Raw genomic sequence first — 19,809 nt, 5'->3', positions numbered from 1 at the left:
GGCTTACCGCGGCGTCAGGCCATGGGCGATGGTGTGGGCCAGCGTGCCGACCATCGCGCAGATGCCGGCATCGTCGCGGCCAAACACCACCTGATCGAGGAAGCCCAGCCCGAAGCTGAGCGTCGCGATGCCGGCCGCCACATTGGCGAGGTCGGCGTCTGCGGCGATGGCGCCCCGCGCACGGAAGCCTTCCAGCCGTCTCAGCAGGCAGGGGATGCGGCTCTGCGACAGGGTGCGGGCCATCTCGTCCGCCACCGCCTGATCGACCAGGGCGCGGGCCAACACCACGCGGGTGAAGTCGCGGCATGCCCAGCTGTGCTTCAACTGGGCATGCAGGAAGCGGGCGAGGTCGGTCTCCAGATCCTCGTGCGGCGGCGGCAGATCGCAGCCGCCCGATTCCTCGCGCCAATAGCGCTCCACCACCGCCAGCAACAGCCCGCTTTTTCCTGAGAAATAGCGCTGGATCAGCTGTTCGTTGACACCGGCCCTCCCGGCGATCTCGCGCGTCGTCGCCGCATCGAATCCACGCTCCGCGAACACCAGCTTGGCAGCATCGAGCAGCGCGCCCTCGGTCGCGGCGCGGTCGCGCTTGCGCCCCCCGCCCTCGCAGGCTCCCTCGGTGCCGTTGCCGGGGCAACAGCCGTCATCGTCCTTGCTTGCGTCCAAAGCCCGTCCCTCTCCCGTGCGTCCCGTCAGCTTCATAATAAGTATGCAGATACATACTTGACAAGCGGCGGGCGCCGGTTCAAGTATGTACTCACATACATACAAGCCGATTTGCCCAACAGGGGCCAATAGGGAGTAGTCCCGCCATGCCGCAAAGCACTGCAAAGCCTGACCTGTTCACCCCGCTGCGCCTTGGCGCCATCGAGCTGCCGAACCGCGTCGTCATGGCGCCGATGACCCGCAGCCGCGCCGGCGAAGGCAACTGCCCGACCGCGCTCACCGCCGAATATTATGCGCAGCGCGCCTCGGCCGGCCTGATCATCACCGAGGCGACGCAGGTCTGCGACACCGCCCAGGGCTATCCCAACACGCCGGGCATCCACACCGACGCCCAGACGCTGGCCTGGCGCGCGGTCGCGGACGCCGTGCATGACGCCGGCGGGCGGATCGTCACCCAGCTCTGGCATGTCGGCCGCATCTCCCACCCGCGCTTCCAGCCGAACGGCGCCGCCCCGGTCGCCCCGTCGGCCATCGCGGCGAAGGGCCAGCTCTACACCGGCGCCGGCATGGAGCCCTTCCCGGTGCCGCGCGCCCTGGAAACCGCCGAGATCCCCGCTCTGGTCCGCCACTTCGCCGATGCGGCGAAGCGCGCGGTGTTCGATGCCGGCCTGGACGGCGTCGAGATCCACGCGGCCAACGGCTATCTGATCGACCAGTTCCTGCGCGACGGCACCAACACCCGCACCGACCAGTATGGCGGGACGGTGGAGAACCGCTGCCGCTTCCTGCTGGAAATTCTGGAGGCCACGGCCCATGCCGTCGGCGCCGACCGCATCGGTGTCCGCCTGTCGCCGACCGGCGTGTTCAACGACATGACGGACAGCGAACCGCTGCCGCATTTCCTGGCGATCACCAAGGCGCTGAACCCCTTCAACCTCGCCTATCTGCATGTGATCGAGGGCCGGCCCGGCCACCATATGGCCCCGCCGGAGGGCGCGCCGCATGTGGCATCCGCCCTGCGCGCCGCCTTCAAGGGTCCGTTGATCCTGAACGGCGGCTACAGCCGCGGTGACGCCGATGCCGCACTCGCCAACGGCGAGGCCGATGCGGTCAGCTTCGGCGAGGCCTTCATCTCCAACCCGGACCTGCCCGTGCGCTTCCGTGCCGGTGCGTCGCTGGCCGAGCCGGACCGCACCACCTATTACGGCGGCGACGCCAAGGGCTACACCGATTACCCGGCGCTGGAATCCGTCGCCGCCTGACGAGTTTGCGGCCCCGAATTCCCCAATTGGGGCCGCAATTCCTCTCGACGTGAGAGCGCGTCGTGAGTGCGTCGTGAGACGCAAATCCCCGCTGCCCCCGGCCCGGTTCCCCCCTGGGCCGGGGGGCTTTTTTTTGGGAGCAGCCTTATCGGACCGGGTGGCTATGCCACCCCGCCCTCTCCATCCATCCCATTGTCCAGTCCGCGTGCCAGTGCCGCGATGGTGCCGTAGCCGACCTGGTCGGCCGGGTCGATCTCCGCCATCTTGGCGAGGATCGCCAGCGCCCTGTCGCGGTTGTGGCGGCGCAGTTCGATGAAGGCCAGCGCCTTCATGGTGAACAGGAAGAAGCGCGCCGGCCCGGCCGCCGTCCAGTCGGTGGAACCGGCGGTCAGCTGCGACCAGTCGGCGGGAAAGCCGCCCTGGAGTGCGGCGGCATCCAGCCCGATGCGGGCCACCCGCTCCGCCTCCCCCAGTTTCTTGCGGTTGAAGTAGAATTTGTAGAGCGCGTAGAAGACCGGCAGCACCCGCGGCCCCTTGCGGTGAGCCTCCCACAACAACGCCTCGCAGGTGTCGGGCACGTCGCGGGCCTTCACCGCTTCCCGCAGCAGTTCGTCGATCAGTTCCGGCACATCGCCGAATGCCATGCGGCCGTTCGACATCCTGAGTTCGATCGGTTCGTCGCTCATCGCTTCCCTCGCCTGTATTTCCTGCTGACGCAATCAATCATCCGACGCACCGACGACGTCCCATGGTACGCGCGCAGGCGCGGGGAAAGACCATATTATTTTTGTGCGGCGAAGTGTCGCGGCTGTCGCAAAGGCGACACGCACCAAACCCGACAAAAACGTTGGAAGACGAAACATTGTCGGACTCTCGCCACGCCATTTCGGCCTCACAATCCATGAAAATCAACTATTTACCGTCTTGGCACGGTCCTTGCTCTACTTCCCGTCAGATCGGCCGGCATCCCCGGCAACGCGGCTTGAGGAGGCGGGACATGGTGACTCTGACGGATGCGGCGGTTTCCACCCTGGAACAGGTCCTGGCGAAGTCGGGCGGTGCGGCCGCCGGCTTGCGGATCGCCGTGACCGACGGCGGCTGCGCCGGCCTGAAATACCAGATGGGCCTGGAGGCGGCGGCCGGCGACGACGATGCGGTGCTCAGCTTCGGCCCGGTCACCATCTTCGTCGACGCCAACAGCCAGCCCTTCCTGAGCGGCGTGGTGGTCGATTTCGTCGAGGGCATCGAAGGCTCCGGCTTCAAGTTCGACAACCCGAACGCGACCAGCAGCTGCGGCTGCGGCAAGTCCTTCTCGGCCGGTGAAGGGGGTGGCGGCTCCTGCTCGACCTCCTCCTCCAGCTGCGGATCGTCGGCCCCCTACTCCACCCATTAATTGGGGCCACTGACACCGCCCCCGGACACTCTTCCCCTAGGCGCGCACCCCACGGAAAGGCAGCAGCGACATGTGGAACTACACCGACAAGGTCAAGGAGCACTTCTTCAACCCGAAGAACTCCGGTGTCCTGGACAGCGCCAACGCGGTCGGCGAGGTCGGCTCCATCACCTGCGGCGACGCGCTGCGTCTGATGCTGAAGGTCGATCCCGACACCCAGATCATCCAGGACGCGAAGTTCCAGACCTTCGGCTGCGGCTCGGCCATCGCCTCTTCCTCCGCGCTGACGGAGATGATCATCGGCAAAACGGTGGACGAGGCGCTGACCCTGACCAACCGCGACATCGCCGAATATCTGGGCGGCCTGCCGCCGGAAAAGATGCACTGCTCCGTCATGGGTGCCGAGGCACTGCGCGCCGCCATCGCCAACTACAAGGGCGAGGCGTGGGAAGACGACCATGAGGAAGGCGAGCTGGTCTGCAAGTGCTTCGGCATCGACGCCGCCATGATCGAGCGCGCGGTGACCGTGAACGGCCTGACCACGCTGGAGGAGGTCACCCACTACACCAAGGCCGGCGGCTCCTGCCAGACCTGCCATGAGAAAATCGAGGAGGTGCTGGAAGAGGTGCTGGCGAAGACCGGCGCCCTGAAGCCCGCCAAGAAGCACGCCCCCGGCACCGTCGGGCTGGACGCCATCAAGCCGCTGGAGCCGAAGGCCGAACCGGCCGCGGCGCCCAAGCTGACCAATGTCCAGCGCATGCAGGTCATCATGGGCGCCATCGAGGAGATGCGCCCGCAGATCCAGCGCGACGGCGGCGACGTGGAGCTGGTCGACATCGACGGCAAGGACATCTATGTGCGGCTCTCCGGCGCCTGCTCCGGCTGTTCGCAGTCGGCCGGCACGATGATGGGCGTGCAGATGAAGCTGGTCGAGAAGCTCGGCGAGTTCGTGCGGGTCAAGCCCGCGTCCCTGATGCCTGTCGGAGCATAAAGCCATGAGCCAGGGAATCTATCTCGACAACAACGCCACCACCCGCGTCGATCCGGAAGTGCTGCAGGAGATGCTGCCGCTCTTCACCGAGCATTTCGGCAACCCGTCCTCCATGCACGGCTTCGGCGCCGCGGTGGGCGGCAAGATCGAATGGGCGCGCAAGCAGGTCCAGGCCCTGCTGGGCGCCGCCCATGACAGCGAGATCGTCTTCACCTCCGGCGGGACGGAAAGCGACAACACCGCCATCCTGTCGGCGCTGGAGGCCTATCCGAAGAAGCGCGAGATCGTCACCAGCGTGGTCGAACATCCCGGCGTGCTGGCGCTCTGCGAGTATCTGGAGAAGAAGCGCGGCTGCAAGGTCCACCGCATCCCGGTGGACAAGCGCGGCAACCTCGACATGGAGGCCTACCGCGCCGCGCTGTCCGATCAGGTCGCCATCGTCTCCATCATGTGGGCCAACAACGAGACCGGGACGATCTTCCCGGTGGAGGAGCTGGCGCGCATGGCCAAGGAGGCCGGCGCCCTCTTCCACACCGACGCGGTGCAGTCGGTCGGCAAGATCCCGATGAAGCTGGCGGACAGCGCCATCGACATGCTGTCGCTGTCCGGCCACAAGCTGCACGCCCCCAAGGGCATCGGCGCGCTCTACGTCAAGCGCGGCCTGCGCTACCGCCCGATGCTGCGCGGCGGCCATCAGGAACGCTCCCGCCGCGCCGGGACGGAGAATGCGCCGGGCATCGTCGGGCTGGGCGCCGCCGCCCAACTGGCGCTGGTCCATATGGGCGACGAGAACACGCGGGTGAAGGCGCTGCGCGACAAGCTGGAACAGGCGATCCTGGCGGCGGTGCCGAGCTGCTTCGTCACCGGCAACCCGGACAACCGCCTGCCCAACACCTGCAACATCGCCTTCGAATATATCGAGGGCGAGGCGATCCTGCTGCTGCTGAACGAGGCCGGCATCGCCGCATCCTCCGGCTCCGCCTGCACGTCGGGCTCGCTGGAGCCGAGCCACGTCATGCGCGCCATGGGCGTGCCCTACACCGCCGCCCATGGCGCCACCCGCTTCTCCCTGTCGCGCGACACGACGGAGGAGGAAATCGACCGGGTCATCGCCGTGGTGCCGGGCATCATCGCCAAGCTGCGCAGCCTGTCGCCCTACTGGCAGCAGGAAGCCGGCAAGCCCAAGGAATTCGCACCCGTTTATTCGTAACACCGGAATCGCAGGCCGGGTCGATGGCCCGTCCCGGCACCCCGCCCGACGACACCCCGTCGGGGCGGGTCCCCGGCCCGGCCTGCGACACTTCTGAAGGGGGCAATGCTTGCCCCCGCGCGCGAGGTGCCCCCATGCCCACCACCTTCGCCACCATCAACGACACCACGCTGCGCGACGGCGAGCAGACCGCCGGCGTCGCCTTCACGCTCGACGAGAAGATCGCCATCGCCAAGGCACTCGACGCCGCCGGCGTGCCGGAGCAGGAGATCGGCATCCCCGCCATGGGCGAGGAGGAGCGCGAGGGCATCCGCGCCGTGGCGTCGCTGGGGTTGAACGGACGGCTGATGGTGTGGTGCCGCATGCACGACACCGACTTGAAGGCGGCGCTGTCCTGCAATGTCGGCTTCGTCAACCTGTCGATGCCGGTGTCCGACATCCACATCACGAAGAAGCTGAAGCGCAGCCGCGCCTGGGCGCTGGCCGAGATCGAGCGCCGGGTGAAACAGGCGCGTGACCATGGGCTGGAGGTCAGCGTCGGCGGCGAGGATTCGTCGCGCGCCGACATGGATTTCCTGATCGCCGCCGCCACGGTGGCGCAACAGGCGGGCGCCCGACGCTTCCGCTTCGCCGACACGCTGGGCGTGCTCGACCCCTTCCAGACGCGCGCCTGCATCGAACGGCTGCGCCGGGCCACCGACCTGGAGATCGAGATCCACGCCCATGATGATCTGGGCCTCGCCAACGCCAATTCACTGGCGGCGGTGCTGGGCGGCGCCACCCACGTCAACACCACGGTGAACGGACTGGGCGAGCGCGCCGGCAACGCCCCGCTGGAGGAGGTGGTGGTGTCGCTGAAACACCTCTACCACATCGACAGCGGCGTGGAGACGCGGTCGCTCGGTGCCATCAGCGATCTGGTGGAGCGGGCCTCCAACCGGCCGGTGGCGGTCAACAAGTCGATCGTCGGTTCCGCCGTCTTCACCCACGAGGCCGGCATCCATGTCGACGGGCTGCTGCGCGACCGCGCCACCTACCAGAATTTCGACCCGGCCGAGGTCGGGCGCGAACACCGCATCGTGCTGGGCAAGCATTCCGGCACCGCGGCGGTGAAGCTGGCCTATGAGCGGCTCGGCATCGCCTGTGACGACGCCACGGCCCAAGCGGTGCTGCCGCGTGTCCGCGCGCTGGCGACCCGCGCCAAGCGGCCGCCGACGCCCGAGGAGCTGCACGCCTTCCTGGAGGCGGCGACATGACCCGACCCAAAAGCTCTCCGGGCATTCTGGCCCTGCTGCGCGAGGACGTCGCCTGCGTGTTCGACCGCGACCCGGCAGCGCGCAACGTCTTCGACGTGCTGACCTGCTATCCCGGCATCCACGCGCTGGTGATGCACCGCTTCGCCAATGCAGCCTGGCGGCGGAAATTGCGCTGGCCGGCGCGCTTCCTGTCCTATGTCGCCCGCGCGGTGACAAACATCGACATCCATCCCGGCGCCAGCATCGGCCGCCGATTCTTCATCGACCATGGCGCCGGCGTGGTGATCGGCGAGACGGCGGAGATCGGCGACGACGTGACGCTCTACCATGGGGTGACGCTGGGCGGCACCTCCTGGACCAAGGGCAAGCGGCATCCGACGCTGATGGACGGCGTGCTGGTCGGCGCCGGCGCCAAGATCCTGGGGCCGATCACCGTCGGCGCCAATGCGCGGGTCGGCGCCAATTCGGTGGTGACCAAGCCGGTGCCGGATGGCATGACCGTGGTCGGCATTCCCGGCCGGGTGGTGCGGCCGGAAACGCAGCAGCAACTGTCCGGCCGCAGTCTTTCGGGACATGGCATCGACCTGGAACATCATCTGATGCCGGACCCGGTCGGCAAGGCCATCGCCTGCCTGATCGAGCACATCAACCGCATCGAAGCGCGGCTGGATGCTCACACCGCAACCGTACCGTCACAGATTCCTGATAAGAACATCCGCCTGTCGGAAATTCGGCTGGGCGATCTGCATAGCGATGTCCGTCTGGACGGCGTCGCCTGCAGCGCCTGTGGCAACATCTGCGACCAGGAGGGCTGCGGCCCCTCCCCTTCCACCCAGCAGCATGCGTGAGGAGCCTTCGACGATGAGCGATTTCACCGACGACCTCGACGATCTGGAAACCGCGGAAGACTTCCTGCGCTTCTTCCACGTCACCTACGACCAGCGCGTGGTCAACGTGAACCGCCTGCACATCCTGCAGCGCTTCCACGATTACCTGTCGGCGGACAATGGGATGGAGGGGCTGGACGACGACGGCATGTCGTCGCGCTACCGCTTCCATCTGGAACGCGCCTATCAGGATTTCGTGGTGTCCAACGCCATCGCGGAAAAGACCTTCAAGGTCCACAAGGAGGAGGCGCGCAAGATGGCCGACCGCTTCGTCCCGCTGGACAGCCTGCTGGGATCGCCGGTCGGCTGAACCGCCGGTGCCAGCGCTTTGACGGAGGGGGCGTCTTGCGGCGCCCCCTTTGCCGTCAGTGGATCTTGCTCTCGTTCCGGCCGCCGTCGCGCCGATAGACATGGACGTGATAGGCCGCCATCGGGTTCTCGTCGATGTAGCGCAGCAGTTCCTGCTCCGTCCGTGGCGTGGCGTCGCGGATCAGCACCTGCCAGGCGGGCTCCATCGTCGCGCGCTCCGTCTCGTCATGCGGCAGCATGATGAAGCCGGCCCATTCCGGGTCGAAATCCGCGAGATAGCTCTTGGTGTAATGCTTCATCATCGCCGCGTCGTTGACGTTGACGCTTTCCATGTTTTCGAAACAGACTCGCAGGTCCATCGCCGGTCTCCTCATGGAAAAGGGAGCGGCCCCGCCGACCATCCGTAATGGACAGGCACGGGTCCGCAATGCTCGCTGGTGAAAACAGCCCTTGGACAGAGATGGTGCGTCCCACAGGTAAAAAACAAGGGTGCGGCGACATCCTGCGACGCTTCCGCCCCGTCACCCATGCATCCGGCGCAGGCTGCGCCATTGGTCATAATCCTGCGCTTTTTGGTTTGCCGATCACTCGGCTCCTGTAAAATCGCTGTGACAGCCTCCATGCGATCACGATGACAGATCTCACGCCTGCCTCCGACGCTCCCCTGCGCATCCTCATCATTGAAGACGAGAGCCTCGCCGCGATGGCATTGGAGGAGATTCTCGGGATGCTGGGATTCGCCGTCGTCGGGATCGAGGACAATGCCGATGACGCGGTCGAGGCGGCCGAACGGCTGCGGCCGGACGTCGTGATGATGGACATCCGCCTGCTCGGTCCGCGCGACGGGATCGAGGCGGCGGCGGCGATCCGCGCGCGGACCGGCATCCGCTGCATCTTCACCTCCGCCTTCGGCGACCCCGAGACCCGCCACCGCGCCGCGGAGTGCCAGCCGTTCGGCTTCGTCCGCAAGCCTTACTTCCCGGCAGAACTGCAGCGGGCGCTTGGACAGGCGGCGGAAGCGTTGAGGGGACGCTGACCTGCCCCCACCAAACAAGTCGGCCCCCGCGCAAGATTGCGCGGAGGCCATCGAGTTCCGGGGGAAGACACCGAACAGACCAGATCAGCCGAACTTGTAGCTGATGCCGTAGCCGCCGCGCGGATAGTCCCAGGCGATGTTGCCCTTGTCCTGGCAGACGACGCGGCAGGTGCCGCATTCCAGGCAGCCGTCGGTCACCAGCGTCACGCCGCCCGTCTCGTTCTTGCTGTAGCAGGCCGCCGGGCAGCAGAAGGTGCAGGCCTGGCGTTCGCAGCTCTGGCAGGCCTCCTCGCTCTTGATCTGGATGTGCGGGCGGCTTTCATCGACGATGTAGCGGTTCTGATAAAGCTTCTCTTCGACCTTGACCATGATGCTCATCGCACGGCCCTCACCAGCTTGATTGCGTCACCGACCAGTCCCATCACCGAGCGGCGCTTGATGAAGGACTTCATGATCTGCTTTTCCTTCGACTTCTTGTCGATGCTGTCCACGGTGAACCAGTTGTGGGCCGCCGCGGTGATTTCGTCGGGATAGGCGCCGAAGAACTGCTTGTTGCCGTGCATGATGCCGGGCAGCTCGCGATATTTCTTCAGGTCTTTCATGATGAAGCTGTCATCCAGCTTCTTCTTGTAGGCGGCCAGGTTCGACGCGCTATAGCCCTTGCCGGCGGCCTTCAGCTCGACCACCGTCTCCGCCGCCATCCGGCCGGACGCCATGGCGAGGTTGGAGCCTTCGCGGTGGGCGGCGTTGTTGAAGTGGGCGGCATCGCCGACCACCATCCAGCCGTCGCCATAGAGCTGCGGAACCGCCTTGTAGCCGCCTTCCGGGATCATGTGGGCGGCATATTCCTTCATCTCCGCCCCTTCGATCAGCGGCTTGATGACGGGATGGTTCTTCAGATCCTCCAGCATCTTGTAGGGCGGGCAGTCGCCGTTCTTGAAGTCGGAGATCAGGCAGCCGATGCCGATCGTCAGCGATTCCTTGTTGGTGTAGAGGAAGGCGGTGCCGACCATCCCCTTGGTCACCTTGCCCATGATCTCGATGACGACGCCTTCGTCCTCCTTGATGCCGAAGCGCTGCTGGATCAGCTCCGGATCGATGAAGAGGATTTCCTTCACCGCCAGCGCCACGTTCTCCGGCGCCGCCTCCACCTGAAGACCGGAGCGCTTGGCCAGCAGGGCGTTGACGCCGTCGGCCATGATGACGACGTCGGCGTGGATTTCCCCGCCCTCGCGGTCGGTGCGCACGCCGATCACCTTGCCCGACGGGTCGCGGATCAGCTCCGTCACCGTGGTCTCGCAGATCTGCAGGCCGCCGACCTTGCGGATCTGCTCGCCCCACCATTTGTCGATGTTGGCGCGGATGATGGTATAGCGGTTCGGCTTGTCGCTGTTGAAGGCTTCCGAGCGGTAGTTGGTGCCGACATAGCTGTCGTCGCCCAGCAGCCAGACGCGCTGTTCGATGATGTGGCGCTCGGTCGGGCAGTCATCGCGGAAATCCGGGATGATCTTTTCCAGCTCATGCGAATACATGATGCCGCCCTGAACATTCTTGGCGCCGGGATATTCGCCGCGCTCAAGCTGCAGGACCTTCAGTCCCTGCTTGGCCAGCGTGTAGGTCGCGGCGTTGCCGGACGGGCCGGCACCGATGACGATGGCGTCGAACTTTTCGACCATGTCGACAGGCTCCTTTCTCGTCCGGCGGTCAGCCGGCCATGCGGTTGACGGACAGGCGGCGGCCGAAGGCGTCGGTCAGCGCCGGCAGGATCTTCAGCGCGTCGCCGACCAGCCCGAGATGGGCGAAGTCGAAGATCGTCGCGTTCGGATCGGTGTTGATCGCCAGGATCAGGTCGGACTTCTCCATGCCGACCCGATGCTGGATGGCGCCGGAGATGCCGGCGGCGATGTAGAGCTTCGGCCGCACCGTCTTGCCGGTCTGACCGACCTGACGGTCGTTGGTGGCCCAGCCGGCCTGGACCAGCGGACGGGTCACCCCGACCTCGGCGCCCAGGACCCGGGCGAGGTCGAAGACCAGCTTCATGTTCTCGACCTTGCCCAGCCCCTTGCCGGCCGACACGATGATGTCGGCGAAGGCCAGTTGCGCCTCGTTCTGCTCGCGGTCGGCGATGAAGTTCAGGACCTTGGTGACAATGTCCTCTTCGCGGAGGTCCGGCTGGATTTCGACGACGCGGCCGGTGCGGGCGTCGTCACGCTCCGGCATCGCCATCACGCGCGGTCGCACCGTCGCCATCTGCGGCCGGTAGGCCAGCGTCTGGATGGTGCAGAGCAGCGTGCCGCCGAAGGTCGGCCGGGTGGCGGCCAGCGAGCGGTTGTCGGCGTAGATGTCCAGTTCGGTGCAGTCGGCGGTCAGGCCGGTCGCCAGCGTGGTGGCGATGGCGCCCGCCAGATCGCGGCCCAGCGTGGTGGCGCCCAGCAGCACGATCTCCGGCTTGTGGGTGTTCACCACCTCGGTCATGACGCGGCAATAGGGGTCGGTGCGGTAGTCGGCCAGCGCCGGGTCCGTCACCTTGTAGACGATGTCGGCGCCATAGCTGATGGCGTCGCCGCAGATGCGGTTCAGGTCGGGGCTTTCGGCGCCCAGCACCACGGCACCCACCTCCACACCCAGCTTGTCGGCCAGCTTGCGGGCTTCGCCCAGCAGTTCCAGCGACACGGAGTGGACGATGCCGCGCTCCTGCTCCACGATCACCCAGACGTTCTTGTAAACCTTCAGGTGTTCGGGAAGCTGGAACTTGCGGCCCTGGGGCTTGCTCGGTTCGCTCATCGTCGGGTCTCCCGCGGATGGATCGTCAAAGCCCGGCCGCGGCGCGGGCGAGCAGATCGTCGGCCAGCTTGGGCTGGGCGGCGAAGATGGCGTCGATGGCGGCGGCGGCCATCGCGTCGGGGGTGTCGGATGCGGCCACGATCATCTTGGCCTTCTCCGCCCGCGGCTTCGGCACGAACACCTTCGACACCACGGTCGGCGAGCCCTTCAGGCCGACGCGGCCCTCCTCGGCGCCGGTGAAGTCGCGGCTCCAGGTCTTCAGGTCGTAGCGGGCGGCGCGGAACAGGTCGTCCATCTTGCCGAAGCGGATGGTGTTGGTGCCCTCCAGCATGGTGATCATGCAGGGCAGCTTGGTCTTCAGCACCTGCACGCCGCCCTCGGAACGGCGCTGCACCACGATCTCCTTGGACGCCGTGTTCAGGTCCTCGATCTTGGTGATGTAGGTCAGCTGCTCGAAACCCAGGCGGGTGGCGATGCCGGGACCGACCTGGGCGGTGTCGCCGTCGACCGTCTGCTTGCCGCAGAAGACGATGTCGACCGGCTCCTCCTCCGCCAGCTTCTGGATGGCCGAGGTCAGGGCGTAGGAGGTCGCCAGCGTGTCGGAGCCGGCGAACTTGCGGTCGGTCAGCAGCACCGCGTCGTCGGCCCCCAGCGACAGCGCCTTGCGCAGCGAGGTCTCCGCCATCGGCGGCCCCATGGTCAGCACGGTGACGCGGGCGCCCACCTTGTCCTTCAGCCGCAGCGCCTCTTCCAGCGAGAACAGGTCGAAAGGGTTGATGATGGCGGGCACACCCTGCCGCATGATGGTGTTGGTGACGGGATGGATGCGGATCTGGGCGCTGTCGGGCACCTGTTTGATACAGACGACGATGTGCATCCCGTTCTCCTTGGCTTCCGCTCTCGCTGTGACGCGCATGTGGGTTTGGGGCCGGCACCGGGCCGGGATACACCCAGAACAGCAAGCGGCGTGCCAGCCGGCGAATGCCGGCCAAGCCACGGGAAATAAAGGATTTTTCTGAAGGTCGTGATGCGTCGCACACTTGTCGCAAAGGCGACAAGGGGACGCTCATGTCGGTTTCGCTACAGCCGACGCGGGAAGCTGCAAAGCCCGCGCATTTGGCTGTACCGCAATGCTCCAGAGGGACACAATCATCTCTCGGCCGTCATTCCCGCGAATGCGGGAATCCAGCCGTTTCAAGGTCTCGCTTCGGAAGCCTGGATCCCCGCCTTCGCGGGGATGACGCCGACTTCCGTTCATCCCGGCACCTTAAGCCGCATCCGGGGACGGTCGGCAGGAAATCAGACCGCCTCGATATGGGCGACGACGCGGTCAAGTTCGATGCCGACGCGGGCGACCAGGGAGGCGATGCCCTCCAGCCGGTGGTCGATCACCGCCAGTTCCACCGCATCGGCGGCGGCGGCGAGGTCGCGGGCGCCGACGGTGCGCGAGGACCCCGCCAGCTTGTGGGCGGCCTGCCGCACCTCGTCCCAGATCTCGCCGGCCAGCGCGTCCATCAGCCAGCGGTGCGAGGCGGTGTTGGAGGTGACGAACTCGCCGAGCAGATGCCGGACGAACTCGCCGTCGCCGTCGAACAGCGCGGTCAGCGCCTCCAGGTCGAGCGGCGGCAGGTCGGCGACCGCGGGGGGTGGCGGAGATGCCGGCCGAGGGTCGGGTTGCTGCAACTCGGCGGTCACCGTTTCCGTGCTTTCCGAAGGTTTGCACGGCTCCTCCCCCTCCCGGACTTCGCCATCCGTCGGGGGCAGGAAATGGTCGACCACCCGGCGCAGGTCGGCGAGGCTGACCGGTTTGGCCAGCGTGTCGTCCATGCCCGACGCCAAACACAACTGCGCCTCGTTCTCCGTCGCGTTGGCGGTGATGGCGACGATGGGCAGGCGGGTTCCGGTCGCCGACTCGGCGGCGCGGATGCTGCGGGCCAGTTCCATGCCGTCCATCTCCGGCATCTGGCAGTCGGTCAGCAGCAGGCCATGGCCACCGGCCCGCCACATGGCCAGCGCCTGGACACCATCCTCCGCGGTCTCCATCACATGGCCGAGAAGGGTCAGTTGACGCTGGATGACCTGACGGTTGGTCGGATGATCCTCCGCCACCAGGATCAGCCGGCCCTGCGCCCGCGCCTCTTCCACCGTCGGCAGGCGGCGCCGGTCGGCCGCCAGGGTGGCGGGTTCCGGTTCGCGATCGCGATCGGTACGGCCGCCCTCCCCCGCCGCCATCCGACCGGCGGCGGCCAGGATGGCACGGACCAGCCCGACCCGCCGCACCGGCCGGCCGAGAACCACGGTCCCGGCGCCGGACGCGCCCAGTTCCGCCGCGTCGCCCGCGGTCAGCGCGTCGCCGCCGATCAGCACCCGCCCGCGCACCCGGCCGCGTGGGTCATTGTCCAGCGCAGCAATGTCGGTGCCCAGCGTGGAGACCAGCACGTCGCAGGCGGCGGTCGGCAGCAGGGTGCGCAAGGCCGCATCGGCGTCGGCCGCCTCCACCAACTGGGCCCCGTCGGCGTTCAGATAACGGGCGAGGAAGCCGCGCTCCTGCGCATCCGCCGCCAGAAGCAGCACGGTCACCCCCTGCAGCGGCGCCCGCTGCATCACGGCGGGCTCGACGGCCGCCGGGACCAGATCGGCGGCGAAGGTGAACCAGAAGGTGGAACCGACATTGACCTCGCTGGTGACGCCGATGTCACCGCCCATCAGTTCGGCCAGACGCCGGCAGATCGACAGCCCCAGCCCGGTGCCGCCGAAACGCCGGGTGGTCGATGCCTCCGCCTGGGTGAAGGGGCGGAACAGGCGCACCTGATTTTCCTTGGAGATGCCGATGCCGGTATCGGTCACCGCGACGCGGATGGTGACGCGGTCGCCGTCGAATTGCGCCAGTTCCACCCGCATGGTCACCGAACCGGACTGGGTGAACTTCACCGCGTTGCCGGCGATGTTGAACAGCACCTGCCGGATGCGGACCGGATCGCCGACGACCTCCCCCGGCAGATCGGGGTCGATGTAGGTGACCAGCGACAGCCCCTTGCCCCGTGCGCCCGGCGCCAGCGTTTCCGCCACCCCCTCCACCACATTGGCGAGGGAGACCGGCACCCGCTCCAGGTCGAGCCGCCCGGCCTCGATCTTCGAGAAGTCGAGGATGTCGTTGATGATGGTCAGCAGCGCGCCGGCCGATTCCCGCACCACGCTGACCAGTTCGCGCTGGTCGCCAGTCAGGCTGGTGTGTTCCAGCAGTTCGAGCATGCCCTGGATGCCGTTCATCGGCGTGCGGATCTCGTGGCTCATCGTCGCCAGGAACAGCGACTTCGCCTGGTTTGCCGCCTCCGCCTCCGACCGCGCCGCCTCCGCCGCCTCGCGTGCCGCCACGAGGTCGCGCGTGCGTTCCGCCACCTGCCGTTCCAGGCTGCGGTTCAGCTCGGTCAGTTCCTCGTACAGGTGGACGTTGTCGAAGCCGATGGCGACCTTGGCGCAGAACACCTCCAGCAACCTGCGCTCGTCCGCCGTCAGCGCCCGCCCATGGCCGAGATAGACCGCGGTGTCGTGGTGCCGGGTGGCGGAGCGGAAGACCAGAACGCTGTGGCCGCGTTCGTACCGGTTGCGTCCGTCGGCCAGCGCCGCCGTCACCGCCTGCACCGCGTCGGGCGGCAGGGCGAGGAACAGCGGCGTCCCCTCCATCCCGACATGGCAGCCGGCGCCGCCGAGCACCAGCGGCTCCGCCGGCCGCGGCCCGTCGGTCAGGCGGCTGACCAGGGCCACACCATCGCCGGGCGGGCAGACGCCGACGATTTGCGCCACGGCATGGCGCACGAACTCCGCCATCGTCCGCTTGCCCAGCAGGGTGGACGAGGAATCGAGGATGCGCTCCAGCCCCTCTCGGTGGTCCTCGATGGCGGTGATGTCCTGGTAGCCGCGGAGCGCGGCGACGACGGAGGTGAACAGCTTCTGCGCCGTCAGCTCCGTCTTCGATTTGTAGTCGTTGATGTCGTAGCTGAGGATGACGTCGCGTTCCGGCGCCTGCCCCGGCTGGCCGGTGCGCAGGATGATGCGCACACGGCGGTTGCTCAGTTCATTGCGGATGTAGCGGACCAGGCGCAGGCCGGCGTCGTCGGATTCCATCACGACGTCCAGCAGGATCACCGCGATGGCCGGGTTGTCGCGCAGAACCCCGCGCGCCTCCGCCGCGGTGGCGGCCGACAGGAACTGCGCAGGGCGTCCTTCGAAGGCGAAGCCGCGCAGCACCATCTTGGTGGTGGCGTGGATGGCGGGGTCGTCGTCGACGATCAGGATCAGCCAGGGTTCGACCGGTTCGGCAGCCTCGGCCGCCGTCTCGACGGCGGGTTCCTCCTCCGCGAACAGGAATTCGTCGCTCATCACGGTCCCCCGGCGAAACAACCGCGCTTTTTCCACCCCGGCGCGCGGGCGACCTTACCATATGTCGGGGAATGGCCGCCAGTTCGGCCCCCGGCAGGCACCATCAGGTGATGCCTACAGGTGGAAAGGGTGGATTTGCCGGGCGGCAGCCGCCATGGTGGCGCCGTTTTCCATCGCGCATGTGCCGTCATGAACCTGCTTGCCTGCATCCACGACAAGGCCCCGCTGATCGAAGCGCGGGATCCCGACCTGGGCGACCTGTTCCCGCCGGGCTTCCTCGACCTGTACGAGGTGCACAGCTACCGCAATGCGGCGCGCATCCTCGCCCATGCCTGCACGGCCGAGTTCCGCGAGATCACCGAACGGCTGATGGAGTTCCGCATCCGCACCGAGGACATCGTGGCGTCGGGCGGCAACAAGTCGCAGATCGCCAAGACGATGGAGCGGATGCTGAACCCGCTGGGCTGGAACGAGACGCGCATCCGTGGCGACCTGTTCATCACCAAGATGATCGTGACGCACGAGGAGAAACGCCGCGTCGCCGGCAAGAACCGCGGCCAGACGGTGACCGAACAGCGCCAGCGCGAGGAGCTGTACAAGGTCAACGGCTTCATCGACGGGCACAAGATCGACTTCGTGAAGGAGCGCGTGTCCTTCGACCTGGAATGGAACAGCAAGGACCAGACCTTCGACCGCGACCTCTACGCCGCCCGCACCTTCTATGAATGCGGCATCATCAATGCCGGCGTGCTGCTGACCCGCAGCGCCGAGCTGATCCCACTGTTCACCGAGGTGGCGCGGCGGGTGGAGATGAAGAACTTCCAGAACAAATACGGCGCCAGCACCACCTGGATGAAGAAGCTGCTCTACCGTCTGGACGCCGGCCGCGGCGGCGGCTGCCCGGTGCTGGCGCTCGGCATCCGCCCGGCGGTGGTGTCGGATTTCGAGGACTGGAAGGACAGTCACCCGGTCGTCCGCCAGACGGCCACCTTCGACGTCGACACCGGGGCGGAGGACGAGGACGATCTGTGGTGAGGGCGCTGCGGCTGCCCTCACCCCTCAGGCGAACTTCCGGTCGGTCAGCAGCAGGCGCACCGCGAAGCCGAGGAACAGCACGCCGGCGATGCCGTCCATCACCGTCCGCACCCGCGGGCTGGACAGCACCCGCCGCGCGGCCCCGGCGCTGAGTGCGGCGATGCCGACCAGATAGGCGCCGCCCAGCACCGAGATGATGTTGCCGAGGATGAAGGTCTGCAGCGCCACATGGCCCAAGTGCGGGGCGATGAACTGCGGCACGAAGGCCAGTTGGAACAGGATGATCTTCGGGTTCAGCAGGTTGGTCAGCAACGCCTGGACGAAGACGCGGGCCGCAGGCGCCGGGGCCGGAGCCTCGACCACGACCGCGGGCTCGGCGCCGCGGCTGGTCCAGACGCTCCACAGCGACCGCAAGCCAATCCAGGCCAGATAGGCACCGCCGGCATAGCGCAACAGGTCGAACAGCGATGCCGACGCCGCGATGAGGGCGGAGATCCCGGCGGCGGCCAGCAGCGAATGGACGGTGTTGCCGACGCAGATGCCCACCGTCGCCACCACCCCGGCCTGCCGGCCGTCGGCGATGCTGCGGGTCAGCACCAGAAGCGAATCCGGTCCCGGCGCCAGAACCAGGACGCAGACGGCGACCATATAGAGTTGCAGCAGATGGAGGTCGAGCGGCAGGGCCATCGCGGGCGAACCTTGAAGGACGTGGAGCGGGCGTTCAATCCGGCCAGCGGCGGTGGATCCACAGCCATTGCGCCGGCTTGTCGCGGATCCAATCCTCCAACAGACGGTTCAGCCGTTCCATCAGAATTCGCGCATCCGCATTGCGATCGCCGCTGGTCGGGTATTCCTCCGGTGGCAGGACGGTGACGCGGAAATGCGCGCCCTCCAGCCGTTCCGTCCGTGCCGGGCACAGCGGCAACTGCATCTTCATGCCCAGCACGGCGGCGGCCGGCGCGGTCATGGCGTCGCGGCCGAAGAAGGGGACGGGAATGCCGTCATTCATCTTCTGGTCGATCAGCATGCCGACATGGCCGCCCTTGGTCAGGTGACGCAGCAGGATCCTGGCACCGTCCGGCCCCTTGGGGATCTGCATGCCGGTCGCCGCCCCGCGCAACTTCACCAGCAGGTCGCCGACGATCGGGTTGTTGGGCGCACGATAGACCACGCCCACCTCCAGCCCGAGCAGCCGGGCAACGACCGACTGCACCTCCCAGTTCGCCAGATGGCCGGAGACCAGGATGCCGGCCTTGCCGTCCTCGCGCAGCGCGACGACATGCTCGATCCCGACCAGTTCCACCCGCTCGCGGCCGATCTGTTCCAGATGCGGGTATTCGGCGATGGTGCGTCCCAGATTGTCCCACATGCCGCGCAGGATCGCGTCGATTTCCGCCCTGCCCTTGTCCGGGAAGGCCCGCGTCAGGTTGCGCCGCGCGCGGGCGCTGTTGGGCAGCCACGGGCCCACCGTCCGCCCGATCCAGCCGCCGAGCGCCGACGCGCGGTCCAGCGACAGCGCGCGGAACAGCCCGCAGACGCCGTAGACCAGCACCGCCTCCAGCGGATAGCCGATGCGGCGCGTCAGCCATCGCTGCAATGGGCTACGCGGCTTGGCCATCGGGGCTTCCTTTCTGCAACAGATGCGTCAGCAGCGTGGAGAGCGCCCGCTCGTCCGCCCAGCGCACCGAAACCGGCAGGACGGCGACCTTCGCCCGCAATTCCTGCGGCAGGCGCACGGCATCCTTGGCGGTGGTGACGGGCAAGGCGCCCAGCGCCGCGGCGCGGTCGATCAGGGCCGCCACCTCGGCCGGACGGTAGGGGTGGTGGTCGGCGAAGGACACCCGCCCGACCACGCGGGCGCCGAGCGCCTCCAGCGTGGCGAAGAACTTCTCCGGCCGGCCGATGCCGGCGAAGGCCAGGACGTCGCGTCCGGCCAGCCGGGCGGCGGCCTCGGGTTCGGGCTCCAGCCGCGCCGCCAGCACCGGCCGCCCGCCGGCCAGCGCCGCCAGACCGTGGCGGTCCTCGCCCAGGATCACCAGCGCGTCGGCGCGGGCGAGGCCATCGGCCACCCGCTCGCGCAGCGGACCGGCCGGCACCAGCCGGCCGTTGCCGAATCCGACCGCGCCGTCGGCGACGATCAGAGCCAGATCCTTGTGCAGGGCCGGGTTCTGGAACCCGTCATCCATGACGATGGCCCCTGCCCCGGCAGCGACCGCGCACTCCGCCCCCGCCAGCCGGTCGCGCGCCACCCAGCAGGGCGCTGCCCCCGCCAGCAGCAGAGCCTCGTCGCCGACATCGGCGGCACCGTGGCGGCCGGGGTCGACCGCCAGCGGACCGGCCTCCCGCCCGCCATGGCCGCGGGTCAGCGCATGGACGGCGATCCCCCGGGCCTGCAGCGCCGTGATCAGCGCCAGCCCGACCGGCGTCTTGCCGGCGCCGCCCGCCACCAGATTGCCGACACAGGCCACCGGTACGCCGACCCGGCGCGGAACCGTTCCGGCGATGCGCCGCCGGCCGGCCATCCCATAGAGCGCCCCCAGCGGCGCCAGCAGGGTGGAGGCAAGGCCGGGCGGCCGATACCAGAAGGCGGGGGTCTTCAC

20 protein-coding genes are annotated in these 19,809 nt (G+C 67.7%); 9 read left to right on the top strand and 11 right to left on the bottom strand.

All coding sequences use genetic code 11. The features are described from left to right. Positions 1-3: 3 nt before the first annotated feature. The gene (locus tag FZ029_RS04855) at positions 4-666 is read right to left on the bottom strand and encodes a TetR/AcrR family transcriptional regulator (protein WP_149268219.1); all 663 of its coding nucleotides are present in this window, start codon (positions 664-666) and stop codon (positions 4-6) included. Between the two features lie 146 nt (positions 667-812). Between FZ029_RS04855 and FZ029_RS04850 the strand changes: the two genes are divergently transcribed. Then, on the top strand, positions 813-1,928 hold the full coding sequence (locus tag FZ029_RS04850) for an alkene reductase (protein ID WP_149268218.1): 1,116 nt from the start codon (positions 813-815) through the stop codon (positions 1,926-1,928). 161 nt (positions 1,929-2,089) lie between these two features. Here FZ029_RS04850 and FZ029_RS04845 read toward each other — a convergent pair whose 3' ends face one another. Beyond that, on the bottom strand, positions 2,090-2,614 hold the full coding sequence (locus FZ029_RS04845; RefSeq protein ID WP_149268217.1) for a hypothetical protein: 525 nt from the start codon (positions 2,612-2,614) through the stop codon (positions 2,090-2,092). A 311-nt stretch (positions 2,615-2,925) separates the two neighbouring features. Between FZ029_RS04845 and FZ029_RS04840 the strand changes: the two genes are divergently transcribed. The 6 genes from FZ029_RS04840 to FZ029_RS04815 all read left to right on the top strand — a co-directional run bounded on the left by FZ029_RS04840 (position 2,926) and on the right by FZ029_RS04815 (position 7,975). Beyond that, a complete protein-coding gene (locus tag FZ029_RS04840; RefSeq protein ID WP_149197510.1) occupies positions 2,926-3,321 on the top strand; it encodes an iron-sulfur cluster assembly accessory protein in 396 nt (131 codons plus the stop codon). 70 nt (positions 3,322-3,391) lie between these two features. Beyond that, entirely contained in the window at positions 3,392-4,312 is a 921-nt protein-coding gene (gene nifU, locus FZ029_RS04835) for a Fe-S cluster assembly protein NifU (protein ID WP_149268216.1), read from the top strand. A gap of 4 nt (positions 4,313-4,316) precedes the next feature. Further along, entirely contained in the window at positions 4,317-5,522 is a 1,206-nt protein-coding gene (gene nifS, locus FZ029_RS04830; protein ID WP_149197512.1) for a cysteine desulfurase NifS, read from the top strand. Between the two features lie 134 nt (positions 5,523-5,656). Next, entirely contained in the window at positions 5,657-6,778 is a 1,122-nt protein-coding gene (gene nifV / locus FZ029_RS04825; protein ID WP_149268215.1) for a homocitrate synthase, read from the top strand. Between the two features lie 23 nt (positions 6,779-6,801). Continuing rightward, positions 6,802-7,626 (top strand): serine O-acetyltransferase, encoded by an 825-nt coding sequence (gene cysE, locus FZ029_RS04820; protein ID WP_348771128.1) that lies wholly within the window; start codon positions 6,802-6,804, stop codon positions 7,624-7,626. 13 nt (positions 7,627-7,639) lie between these two features. Continuing rightward, positions 7,640-7,975 (top strand): nitrogenase-stabilizing/protective protein NifW, encoded by a 336-nt coding sequence (locus FZ029_RS04815; RefSeq protein ID WP_085088230.1) that lies wholly within the window; start codon positions 7,640-7,642, stop codon positions 7,973-7,975. Between the two features lie 55 nt (positions 7,976-8,030). Here the strand turns inward: FZ029_RS04815 and FZ029_RS04810 are convergent, their stop codons facing one another. Then, positions 8,031-8,333, bottom strand: coding sequence for a hypothetical protein (locus FZ029_RS04810; protein WP_149268213.1), 303 nt, complete (start codon positions 8,331-8,333; stop codon positions 8,031-8,033). Between the two features lie 272 nt (positions 8,334-8,605). Between FZ029_RS04810 and FZ029_RS04805 the strand changes: the two genes are divergently transcribed. Next, the gene (locus FZ029_RS04805; protein WP_149268212.1) at positions 8,606-9,010 is read left to right on the top strand and encodes a response regulator; all 405 of its coding nucleotides are present in this window, start codon (positions 8,606-8,608) and stop codon (positions 9,008-9,010) included. A gap of 84 nt (positions 9,011-9,094) precedes the next feature. Here FZ029_RS04805 and FZ029_RS04800 read toward each other — a convergent pair whose 3' ends face one another. The 5 genes from FZ029_RS04800 to FZ029_RS04775 form a co-directional block, all read right to left on the bottom strand. After that, positions 9,095-9,388 (bottom strand): ferredoxin family protein, encoded by a 294-nt coding sequence (locus tag FZ029_RS04800; RefSeq protein WP_149268211.1) that lies wholly within the window; start codon positions 9,386-9,388, stop codon positions 9,095-9,097. Further along, positions 9,385-10,686: an FAD-dependent monooxygenase gene (locus FZ029_RS04795; protein WP_149268210.1), complete on the bottom strand. Its 1,302-nt coding sequence runs from the start codon at positions 10,684-10,686 to the stop codon at positions 9,385-9,387. The genes FZ029_RS04800 and FZ029_RS04795 overlap by 4 nt, the downstream gene beginning before the upstream one ends. Before the next feature lie 28 nt (positions 10,687-10,714). Further along, complete coding sequence (locus FZ029_RS04790) at positions 10,715-11,794, bottom strand: electron transfer flavoprotein subunit alpha/FixB family protein (protein WP_149197519.1); 1,080 nt, start codon at positions 11,792-11,794, stop codon at positions 10,715-10,717. 25 nt (positions 11,795-11,819) lie between these two features. Beyond that, on the bottom strand, positions 11,820-12,671 hold the full coding sequence (locus FZ029_RS04785; RefSeq protein ID WP_149268209.1) for an electron transfer flavoprotein subunit beta/FixA family protein: 852 nt from the start codon (positions 12,669-12,671) through the stop codon (positions 11,820-11,822). 422 nt (positions 12,672-13,093) lie between these two features. Further along, the gene (locus FZ029_RS04775; RefSeq protein WP_149268207.1) at positions 13,094-16,174 is read right to left on the bottom strand and encodes a DUF3369 domain-containing protein; all 3,081 of its coding nucleotides are present in this window, start codon (positions 16,172-16,174) and stop codon (positions 13,094-13,096) included. A 189-nt stretch (positions 16,175-16,363) separates the two neighbouring features. Here FZ029_RS04775 and FZ029_RS04770 point away from each other — a divergent pair, with 189 nt between their 5' ends. Further along, positions 16,364-17,209, top strand: coding sequence for a BglII/BstYI family type II restriction endonuclease (locus FZ029_RS04770; RefSeq protein WP_149197522.1), 846 nt, complete (start codon positions 16,364-16,366; stop codon positions 17,207-17,209). A gap of 24 nt (positions 17,210-17,233) precedes the next feature. Here the strand turns inward: FZ029_RS04770 and FZ029_RS04765 are convergent, their stop codons facing one another. The 3 genes from FZ029_RS04765 to lpxK are packed head-to-tail and all read right to left on the bottom strand — an operon-like array spanning position 17,234 to position 19,809. Further along, positions 17,234-17,896, bottom strand: coding sequence for a LysE family translocator (locus tag FZ029_RS04765; RefSeq protein ID WP_149268206.1), 663 nt, complete (start codon positions 17,894-17,896; stop codon positions 17,234-17,236). A gap of 34 nt (positions 17,897-17,930) precedes the next feature. Continuing rightward, on the bottom strand, positions 17,931-18,827 hold the full coding sequence (locus FZ029_RS04760) for a lauroyl acyltransferase (protein ID WP_149268205.1): 897 nt from the start codon (positions 18,825-18,827) through the stop codon (positions 17,931-17,933). Next, positions 18,811-19,809, bottom strand: a complete 999-nt coding sequence (gene lpxK, locus FZ029_RS04755) for a tetraacyldisaccharide 4'-kinase (protein ID WP_149268204.1) — start codon at positions 19,807-19,809, stop codon at positions 18,811-18,813. Before lpxK ends, FZ029_RS04760 begins: the two co-directional genes overlap by 17 nt.

The organism is Azospirillum sp. Sh1 (assembly GCF_008365135.1).
GTDB lineage: Bacteria > Pseudomonadota > Alphaproteobacteria > Azospirillales > Azospirillaceae > Azospirillum > Azospirillum oryzae.
The sequence above is the reverse complement of the archived record's forward strand: the minus strand, read 5'-3'. Positions and strand labels throughout refer to the sequence as shown.

Bases quoted from the DNA above. Each gene is read 5' to 3' on its own strand.
- FZ029_RS04850 (WP_149268218.1), top strand. From the start codon at position 813: ATGCCGCAAAGCACTGCAAAGCCTGACCTGTTCACCCCGCTGCGCCTT.
- FZ029_RS04845 (WP_149268217.1), bottom strand. From the start codon at position 2,614: ATGAGCGACGAACCGATCGAACTCAGGATGTCGAACGGCCGCATGGCA.
- FZ029_RS04840 (WP_149197510.1), top strand. From the start codon at position 2,926: ATGGTGACTCTGACGGATGCGGCGGTTTCCACCCTGGAACAGGTCCTG.
- nifU (WP_149268216.1), top strand. From the start codon at position 3,392: ATGTGGAACTACACCGACAAGGTCAAGGAGCACTTCTTCAACCCGAAG.
- nifS (WP_149197512.1), top strand. From the start codon at position 4,317: ATGAGCCAGGGAATCTATCTCGACAACAACGCCACCACCCGCGTCGAT.
- nifV (WP_149268215.1), top strand. From the start codon at position 5,657: ATGCCCACCACCTTCGCCACCATCAACGACACCACGCTGCGCGACGGC.
- FZ029_RS04815 (WP_085088230.1), top strand. From the start codon at position 7,640: ATGAGCGATTTCACCGACGACCTCGACGATCTGGAAACCGCGGAAGAC.
- FZ029_RS04810 (WP_149268213.1), bottom strand. From the start codon at position 8,333: ATGGACCTGCGAGTCTGTTTCGAAAACATGGAAAGCGTCAACGTCAAC.
- FZ029_RS04805 (WP_149268212.1), top strand. From the start codon at position 8,606: ATGACAGATCTCACGCCTGCCTCCGACGCTCCCCTGCGCATCCTCATC.
- FZ029_RS04800 (WP_149268211.1), bottom strand. From the start codon at position 9,388: ATGAGCATCATGGTCAAGGTCGAAGAGAAGCTTTATCAGAACCGCTAC.
- FZ029_RS04795 (WP_149268210.1), bottom strand. From the start codon at position 10,686: ATGGTCGAAAAGTTCGACGCCATCGTCATCGGTGCCGGCCCGTCCGGC.
- FZ029_RS04790 (WP_149197519.1), bottom strand. From the start codon at position 11,794: ATGAGCGAACCGAGCAAGCCCCAGGGCCGCAAGTTCCAGCTTCCCGAA.
- FZ029_RS04785 (WP_149268209.1), bottom strand. From the start codon at position 12,671: ATGCACATCGTCGTCTGTATCAAACAGGTGCCCGACAGCGCCCAGATC.
- FZ029_RS04775 (WP_149268207.1), bottom strand. From the start codon at position 16,174: ATGAGCGACGAATTCCTGTTCGCGGAGGAGGAACCCGCCGTCGAGACG.
- FZ029_RS04770 (WP_149197522.1), top strand. From the start codon at position 16,364: ATGAACCTGCTTGCCTGCATCCACGACAAGGCCCCGCTGATCGAAGCG.
- FZ029_RS04765 (WP_149268206.1), bottom strand. From the start codon at position 17,896: ATGGCCCTGCCGCTCGACCTCCATCTGCTGCAACTCTATATGGTCGCC.
- FZ029_RS04760 (WP_149268205.1), bottom strand. From the start codon at position 18,827: ATGGCCAAGCCGCGTAGCCCATTGCAGCGATGGCTGACGCGCCGCATC.